Source organism: Salipiger sp. PrR003, assembly GCF_010500785.1.
GTDB classification, from domain to species: domain Bacteria; phylum Pseudomonadota; class Alphaproteobacteria; order Rhodobacterales; family Rhodobacteraceae; genus Salipiger; species Salipiger pacificus_A.
Genome location: NZ_JAAGOV010000094.1, coordinates 1 through 8,024 on the forward strand (window position 1 = coordinate 1; position 8,024 = coordinate 8,024).

General features: G+C 65.8%; 9 protein-coding genes. 7 read left to right on the forward strand and 2 right to left on the reverse strand.

Going from position 1 to position 8,024, the window contains the following annotated elements; all coding sequences use genetic code 11:
- Positions 1-734: 734 nt before the first annotated feature.
- Together G0D83_RS28045 and G0D83_RS28050 are read left to right on the forward strand one after the other, a co-directional pair.
- Positions 735-923: a PLD nuclease N-terminal domain-containing protein gene (locus G0D83_RS28045; RefSeq protein ID WP_108965132.1), complete on the forward strand. Its 189-nt coding sequence runs from the start codon at positions 735-737 to the stop codon at positions 921-923.
- 57 nt (positions 924-980) lie between these two features.
- On the forward strand, positions 981-1,145 hold the full coding sequence (locus tag G0D83_RS28050; RefSeq protein ID WP_108965133.1) for a DUF1328 domain-containing protein: 165 nt from the start codon (positions 981-983) through the stop codon (positions 1,143-1,145).
- A gap of 158 nt (positions 1,146-1,303) precedes the next feature.
- Here the strand turns inward: G0D83_RS28050 and G0D83_RS28055 are convergent, their stop codons facing one another.
- Complete coding sequence (locus G0D83_RS28055) at positions 1,304-2,104, reverse strand: response regulator (protein ID WP_164197790.1); 801 nt, start codon at positions 2,102-2,104, stop codon at positions 1,304-1,306.
- Here G0D83_RS28055 and G0D83_RS32895 point away from each other — a divergent pair.
- The 5 genes from G0D83_RS32895 (at position 2,103) to G0D83_RS28080 (ending at position 6,559) form a co-directional block, all read left to right on the forward strand.
- On the forward strand, positions 2,103-2,408 hold the full coding sequence (locus tag G0D83_RS32895; protein ID WP_370457336.1) for a NepR family anti-sigma factor: 306 nt from the start codon (positions 2,103-2,105) through the stop codon (positions 2,406-2,408). The genes G0D83_RS28055 and G0D83_RS32895 overlap by 2 nt on opposite strands.
- Positions 2,405-2,965 (forward strand): RNA polymerase sigma factor, encoded by a 561-nt coding sequence (locus G0D83_RS28065; protein ID WP_108965136.1) that lies wholly within the window; start codon positions 2,405-2,407, stop codon positions 2,963-2,965. Before G0D83_RS32895 ends, G0D83_RS28065 begins: the two co-directional genes overlap by 4 nt.
- Before the next feature lie 126 nt (positions 2,966-3,091).
- The gene (locus G0D83_RS28070; RefSeq protein ID WP_164197791.1) at positions 3,092-4,879 is read left to right on the forward strand and encodes a sensor histidine kinase; all 1,788 of its coding nucleotides are present in this window, start codon (positions 3,092-3,094) and stop codon (positions 4,877-4,879) included.
- Positions 4,863-5,840, forward strand: a complete 978-nt coding sequence (locus tag G0D83_RS28075) for an amidoligase family protein (RefSeq protein ID WP_164197792.1) — start codon at positions 4,863-4,865, stop codon at positions 5,838-5,840. The genes G0D83_RS28070 and G0D83_RS28075 overlap by 17 nt, the downstream gene beginning before the upstream one ends.
- On the forward strand, positions 5,828-6,559 hold the full coding sequence (locus tag G0D83_RS28080) for a gamma-glutamyl-gamma-aminobutyrate hydrolase family protein (RefSeq protein WP_254694451.1): 732 nt from the start codon (positions 5,828-5,830) through the stop codon (positions 6,557-6,559). Before G0D83_RS28075 ends, G0D83_RS28080 begins: the two co-directional genes overlap by 13 nt.
- Positions 6,560-6,587: 28 nt before the next feature.
- On the opposite strand, the gene G0D83_RS28085 is transcribed toward G0D83_RS28080, so the two are convergent.
- Entirely contained in the window at positions 6,588-7,250 is a 663-nt protein-coding gene (locus tag G0D83_RS28085; protein ID WP_164197793.1) for a PRC-barrel domain-containing protein, read from the reverse strand.
- Positions 7,251-8,024: the final 774 nt, after the last annotated feature.

Sequence of the window (8,024 nt, forward strand, 5' to 3'; positions counted from 1 at the left end):
GATCGAGCGCGCGTACATCTCGTCATAGCGCGCGGCATCAATATGGGCCTTGGCCACGAAATCCGCGGACGGGGCGTAGCTCCCGGCGCTCGCAGTCTGGGCGTCGTCTTTCATGATGTCCTCCCTGAGGTCGCGGGCGGGGTCTTTCGACCAAGCCCTGGACCGTTCCAATTTTCTCCACAGTCGCGCGGCGACCTTGTCCATCCCTGACGCCATCATACCGCAGTTCGCAAAGAATTAAATAAGCCTCGGTAAACTATGGTTTTATTTGTAAATCATTTGCCCTGCGCCGCAGCATTTTGTAAATTACTTTGCCTGTTGGAAAGAAAGGCGATGGTTTCCAATGTGGTTACGTAACGTCACGGACCGTTTCGAACCGCGCGCACCCCTGCAATTGCAAGCAGGCCGGGCTGTGACAGTTTGATGCACCGGCTGATGCACAGGCCGGGGGCGGCCCGTGTTAGCGCCTCTCCTCCTGGCGTTTCGGATCGCGCTGCGCCGAGTCGGACAGGGCGGCAGATCGCGGCAGTTTGACCGCGCGGAACCTTTTTCTTCATTGCGTGTTCTTGACATGAGACGGGACGGCGAGGCGCAAGATGCGTTCCCCGTGCCGACATCATCAAACTGATCGGATCGCGCGGGAGCTCTCCCGCGGCGCCGGGGGCTTGCCGCCGGCCCGGGGGAGACGTGCGCTCCGGAACGACACCACAGTCGCGACCAAAGGAGGGTTCGCCATGGAATTCGCTGGAATCGGGGGGTTCATCATCCTCGTGCTCGACATCTGGGCCATCGTCTCGGTGCTCGGTTCGAGGGCCAGCACCGGTGCAAAGGTGCTCTGGACGCTGCTCATCATCGTGCTCCCGCTGCTTGGCTTCATCATCTGGCTGATCGCCGGTCCCAAATCCTCGCGCGCCACGGTCTGATCTCTGGCTGATCTCTGGCCAGCTAACACAACTTTCTAAATCATCGGAGAAACGACAATGCTTTACTGGGCACTCCTGTTTTTCGTCGTGGCCATCGTGGCCGCAATCTTCGGCTTCGGCGGCATCGCATCCGCTTCGGCAGGCATCGCTCAGGTGCTGTTCTTCATCTTCCTGGTGCTTTTCGTGGTCACGCTGATCATGCGCTTCGTGCGCAAGGCCTGACAGGGGCGGGGGCGGCCGGCGGGGCCGCCCCACCAAAGGCCCGCTGCTTCATGAGCTGCGCAATTCAACCAACGGGCGCGTAAAGATCGAGGCAAAGAAAAACCCCGCCTGTGGCGGGGTTTTTCATAGCTCCATCTCCGCAAGGCGCGGGTGAACTGTCAGACCTTCAGGGTCTCGGTCGAAGAGAAGAACATTGCCTGGCTCACGGCCGAGCGCACCTGCTCCTCGGAGTAGGGCTTGGAGATCAGGAAGGCCGGTTCGGGGCGTTCGCCGGTCAGCAGGCGCTCGGGGAAAGCGGTGATGAAGATCACCGGCCGGTCGCCGAGTGCGCCGAGAATGTCGTTCACCGCGTCGATGCCCGAAGAGTTATCGGCCAGCTGGATGTCCGCCAGAACCAGATCGGGTGTCTCCTTCGAGGCAAGATCGACGGCCCCCGCGCGGGTGCGGGCGACGCCGGTAACCCGGTGACCCAGATCGGCGACGATGCTCTCGAGGTCCATGGCGATGATCGCCTCGTCCTCGATGATCAGCACGCGGCCTGTGACCGCATCGGCCATCTCGCGGCGGGCGAGGGTGACGAGCTCGCTGGCCTCGGACTCGGCGATCTGCATGATCTCGGAGACTTCGGCGAGGCTGAACTCCTCGATGGTGTGCAGAAGCAGCGCCTCGCGGCTGTTGGCGGTGAGGGTCTTCAGCCGCGCCTGCGCGGTGGCGCGGGGGCCTTCGTCCTCTTCGGTGATCGGCGCGCCGGTGCTGGCCCAGATGCCGTGGAAGACGTGGAACAGCCCCACCTTGGGCGAGGATGCGCCGGTGAGGCCGCTTCGGTCGGCAAGGATCGCTTCAAGGGTCGCTGCCGCGTAATTGTCGCCCGAGGTCTGACTGCCGGTGAGCGCGCGCGCGTAACGGCGGAGGTAGGGAAGGACCGCGCCAATGGTTTGGCCCAAATCACCCTGTGTCATGAATACGTCCTTTTTTCGCTTTTCTCGGGAACCAAACGCAGCTCCTCGGCATTGGTTCCCTGATACGGCAAAGATATATGCAGAAATTGCGTACTGCAAAGGCAAGGATCATACGGCGGCAATGGTAAAATCGGGGCGGAATTCAAAAGAGGCAGAGGCGATCGACGAGAACCTCAAGCGTGTCTACCAAGACATGCTTGAAGAACAGGTACCCGATCGGTTTCTCGACCTGATCGCGCAGCTGCGCGCGCAGGATGACCAGAGTGGCGCCGGTGGCGACGATACGGGCGGGGCCAGTGCATGAGCGCGGATCCTCGTGACGAGATCGTCACCCATCTTCCCGCACTGCGGGCGTTCGCCTTCTCGCTGACGCGCAATTTCGCGCTGGCAGACGACATGGTTCAGGACACGCTGGTCAAGGCGTGGACCAAGATCAACACCTTCGAGCAGGGCACGAACATGCGCGCCTGGCTCTTCACCATCCTGCGCAACACCTATTATTCGAACCGCCGCAAGGCCGGGCGCGAGGTCTCGGACGCGGAAGGCATCTTCACCGAGAGCCTGTCCGAGAAGCCTGCTCACGACGGTCGGCTGCAGATGAACGATTTCCGCCGGGCCTTTGTCCAGCTTACCGACGAACAGCGCGAAGCTCTGATCCTTGTCGGCGCGCAGGGGTTCTCTTACGAAGAGGCGGCAGAGACCTGCGGCGTGGCCGTCGGGACGATCAAGAGCCGGGTCAATCGGGCGCGGGCGCGGCTTGCCGAGTTGCTCGAACTCGACGAGCACGACAAGCTCGAGATGACCGACCAGGCGACCATGGCCGTCGTGTCGGGCGCGCGGCCCAGTGGCGCCCTTGGCTGAGGCCGGGGGCGGCGGCACGGGGAAGAAGTGACGAAGGGCGTCCCTCGGGGCGTTGGAAATGACCCGGAACATGGCAGGGCGCGCATCCTGCCGGTCCGGCAGGCGGGCAGATCGGATAGAGGTGTCATGAAAACAGTCGCGGGCGTTTGGCGGCAAAGGCCCACCGGTCTGGCCGCGCGGATCATCCTGTTTCTGTCGCTGGCGCTCGTGCCGATCGGGGTGGTCGCATATTTCCAGACCAGCAAGCTTGCGGAAGAAACCCGCCTGCGCTCCCAGCTCAGCCTGGTCGCGCTGACCGAGGCCGCCGCCCTCGGCGAACGCGAGACCGTGCTGCGCGCGCAGGGGGGGGCGCAGGCGATCGGCGCGACGCTGGGACAGAAGCTCGAGGACCCCGAACGCTGCTCGGACCAGCTCGCGGGCTATCTCGGTGCGTCGCCGGGCTACAGCTTTGCCGGGATCATGACCCTGGACGGCGATGTCTCGTGCAACTCGCGCGGGGTCGAGATGAACGCCCGCGACTTCCCGCGGCTCATGCGCATCGTCGACCAGCCGGGCGCCACGGCCTGGCTCAATCGCCGCGGGCCGATCAGCGAACGCTCGGTGATCGTCGTGGCGCAACCCTATTTCATCGGCGGCGAATTGGCGGGCCACGTGCTGCTCTCGGTGCCCTCGGTGCTGCTGCCGCGCGGCCATGACGCGCCCGGACCCAACGATTTCCACGATCTCATCACCATCAACGAGCAGGGCGAGATCCTGACTTCGCGCGGCGACATCGACCAGGTCGCAAACATCCTGCCTGCCGATCTCGATCTCAAGAGCCTCGTCGGTCCCAAATCGCAAAGCTTCGCCGCCCGCAGCGCCGATGGCGAGACGCGGGTCTATGCCGCTGCGCCGCTGGTGCCGGGGATGATCCATGCGGTCGGCATCTGGAGCCGCGAGAACGCGGAGGCGCAGGCGATCAGTGTCAACGGGCTCGCCTTCGTTGCTGCCGCTTTGCCCTTCATGATGTGGGCGGCCTCGGTGATCGTCGCCTTCCTCGCCGTCAACCGGCTGGTCATCCGCCACATCAAGCGGCTCTCGCGCCGGATGCGCGCCTTTGCGCTCTCGCGCCGGGTGCCGGCGGTGCGCGACGAGGCGATGCCCGCCGAGCTTGCGGACATGGAGGACGACTTCCTCGACATGGCGGATGCGATCCTGCGCGACGAGGCGCAGCAGGAGAACGCGCTGCGTGAGAAGACCATCCTGCTCAAGGAGGTCCACCACCGGGTGAAGAACAACCTGCAGCTCATCTCCTCGATCATGAACATGCAGATCCGCCAGTCCCGCAACGACGAGACCCGCGCCATCCTGCAGCGGCTGCAGGACCGGGTGCGCAGCCTCGCCACCATTCATCGAAACCTCTACCAGACCGAGGACCTGGGCCATGTGAACGCCGGGCACCTGCTCAAGGACCTCGTCGGGCAGATGGAGCAGATGTCCGAGGTGAGCGGGCGAAGGGTGAACCTGACCATCGCCGCCGACGACATAGAAGCAGTGCCCGACCAGGCGGTGCCGCTGTCGTTGCTGACCGCCGAGGCCATGACCAACGCGATGAAATACGCCGGGCCGGGGCCCGACGGGGTGACCCGCGTGTCGATCCGCCTGGCGCGGCTGACCGGCGGCCGGGCCGAACTCGAGGTGATCAACTCCGCCCGCAGGGAGGTGCCTGGCGAGACCAATGCGCCGCGCGACCCGGGCGAGATCGCCGGGCTCGGCTCCAAGCTCATGCAGGCCTTTTCGAGCCAGCTCGGTGGCACGCTCGAACAAGATTGGACCGAGACGGGCGATTATCGCGTGCACATCATCTTTGCGCTGGTGGAATTCACTCCCGACCCGACAACCCCAGAGGCGATCCCCAATGTCCCGGATTTCTGATCTCGACACGCCGCAGCCGCTGCCCCGGCCCAAGACCGCCGAGGGCAAGCCGCGGCGCGTGGGCGTCGAAATCGAATTCTCTGGCCTCACCGAGGCGCAGGTGGCCCGTATCCTTGCCAAGGAATTCGGCGGATCGACCCGAGAGGAAAGGCGCGGCCATTGGACGGTGAGCGGCGGCGGCATGGGGGATTTCGAGGTCTATCTCGACAGCCAGCCGCTCGAACGGCTCGATCATGACGGGGTCGGCGGGCAAATCCGCGATCTCGCCCGTGCCGTGGTGCCGGTCGAGATCGTGAGCGACCCGATCGAGGTGTCGCAGATCGCCGAGTTCGACCGCGCCATTGTCGCGCTGCGCAAGGCGGGGGCCGAAGGCACGGGAACCGGCGTGCTCTCGGCCTTCGGGGTACATTTCAACCCAGAAGCGGTGTCGCTGGGGTACGCCGACATCATGCCGGTGGTGACCGCCCATGCGCTGCTCGAGGACTATCTCAAGCGCGCCGCCGGCACCGATTTCTCGCGCCGGGTGATGACCTGGGTCGCGCCCTATCCGCGGGCGCTGGTCGACCGGCTCGCCGCCGAGACCCCGCCTGCCACGATGACCGAGCTGATCGACACCTACCTCGCGGTCGCGCCGTCGCGGAACCATGGTCTCGACATGCTCTGCCTTTTCGCGCAGATCGACGAGCCGCGGGTCGCCGCGGCGGTGGACATGGAGCTGGTTTCGCCGCGCCCGACCTTTCACTGGCGCCTGCCGGACTGCCGCATCGACGAGCCCGGCTGGACGCTGGCGCAGGAGTGGAACCGCTGGGTGCTGGTCGAGACAGTGGCCGGGGACGCCGATCTGCTGCAACGGCTCTGCGCGGCCTGGCGCGACCACCGCCAGTCGATCACCTCGATCCGCATGGACTGGTCGTTCCGGGTGGAGCGCATGCTTCAGGGGGCGGGGCTGTGCGGCCTCTGATCGGGGTCACGGTCTCGCGCCGCTCGGGCTGGCGCGTATTTCCCTTCATGGCCTTCGCCGTCTGGCTCGCCGGGGGCAGGGCGCTGCGCTGGCAGACCGGGCACCGCGAGGTCGACCTCGAGTCGGTGCACGGCGTGGTGATCGGCGGCGGCGACGACATCGAGCCGACGCTCTACGGCGGCGAGCTGCAACTCGATGTCCGGCTCGACCCGGACCGCGACGCGCTCGAGCAGCACGTGCTCCGCGGGGCCTTCGAACGCAACCTGCCGATCCTCGGCATCTGCCGTGGCGCGCAGATGCTCAACGTGGTGCTGGGCGGCTCGCTTCACGGCGACGCCTATGCGGTGCATCCCTCGCGCCGCTACCGGACCGTGCTGCCGCGCAAGAAGGTGGACGTTCTGCAGGGCACGCTGCTCGCGCATACTGCCCGCTCGGCCTGCCTGAGGGTCAATGCTCTGCATTCACAGGCGGTGGACCGCCTGGGCGAAGGCCTGCGGGTGGCCGGTCGCGACGACGGCGGCATGGTGCAGGCGGTCGAGCGGCTGACGGACCCCTTCGCGCTCGGCGTGCAGTGGCACCCCGAGTACCTTGTCTACCGCCGCGCGCACCGGCGCCTGTTTCGCGCGCTGGTCGCCGCCGCCCGGGCGCGACGCGACGCCATCTGCCAGCTCGAGGCCGCCGAGGCGGATGCGGCGCTGCCCGGCTTCATGAACCGCTGAGGCGTCTCAGGCGTCCATCCCAGGCGTCTCAGGCGGCGACCATGTCGGCGACCTTGGGCGCGGTCTCGACCTGCACCAGCGAGAGATCCAGAACGATGTGCCCGCCGTGGGCCTCATCCGCATGGGTGACCATCTCAAACATTGGCACCACCCGCCGCTCGTGATGGAAGAACTTGCCGTTGTCGACCACGATATGGCTGAGCCGGCCGCGCGCGGCATCATAGAGCAGGTCGCTCACCCGCCCCGCCTCGCCGTCACGGGCAAAGACCGGCTTGCCGATCCAATCGGCGAGACTCTCGTAGCGCTCCAGCGCTGCCTGCCAGCGCGGATCGGTCTGCGGCTCCTGCGCGTCCAGATGCAGCGGCGCATAGGGCGAGCCGAAAGGTCCGACCACCATCGGCGGCATGGTCGCCATCAGCGCCAACATCTCCTCGCGCCCGCCCTGCATGTGCGGCGCGCGCTGCAGTTCCTCCTCGGTGACATAAAGCGGCAGGCTGCGATCCTCGGCCTCGGGCAGGCCGAGCGAGGAGGCGGTGACCAGCAGCCGCTCCGCCGCAGTGAAACCCGCCGGTGCGACGATCGCCCAAGCCAGCTTGCGCCCGTCGGGGTCGAAGAGCAGGTCCTGCAGTACAAAGTCCCGCTCGCCGCCGGTGAGGCGCCAGGTCAGCAGGTCCGAGAGCGAGATGAGCATGATCTTGCCTTTCGTCCGTTTACGGGAGCTTAACACGAAACTGCGACATTCCGTTCCGGAACCGCTCGGTGGATGCGGCGTTCCAATCCCAAGCACTGAAGGAGGCTGCCATGACCATCGATATCTTTATCGTCGGGTTGGCCGCTCTTATCGTGATCGCGATCCTGATCCTCGCCGTTACAGACACAACGGGAGAAGACAGGAACTCGCGCTAGCCCGAGCGACCAGATTCGGCCAAGGCCGGGGGCGATCTGTCTGAACACGTCGGGGACCCCGCCTTGCGGGGCGCACCCCTTTCGGACAACGAACCATGCCAGCAAAGACCAGCGCGGCTTCCCCCGGGAGCCGCGCTGCTTGCTTCTGAGAGCCGTGATTGGCGCGCAAGGAGGTGCCTTGATGCCAGCGGATCGGGACTCGGCCACGCATTGGAGTCCCTCCGTTTGCCAAGCGGTCGCAGCCGCCGGAGCGCAAAGCAGCCCGGGGGTCGGGGAGCCTGTTCGAGAGTGCGACGAGGTCGCCCATATCAGAAAGTCGGCGAGAAGACCGTTTCCCGGGCGGTTGCGGGAAACCGCCCTTGACGTCCATCGCACCGAGACTGGTATACCATCTGAGAATCCACGCCGAGCCCTTCCCGGGCGACGACAGCACAAAGGACATTCCGATGCTCGACAAATCCGTCTTCACCCCGCACGGCAAGCACCTGATCGCAGGCACCTGGGTGGCTGGCGAGACCAGCTTCACCTCCGAGCCGGCGCATGGCCCGAGCCACGACTT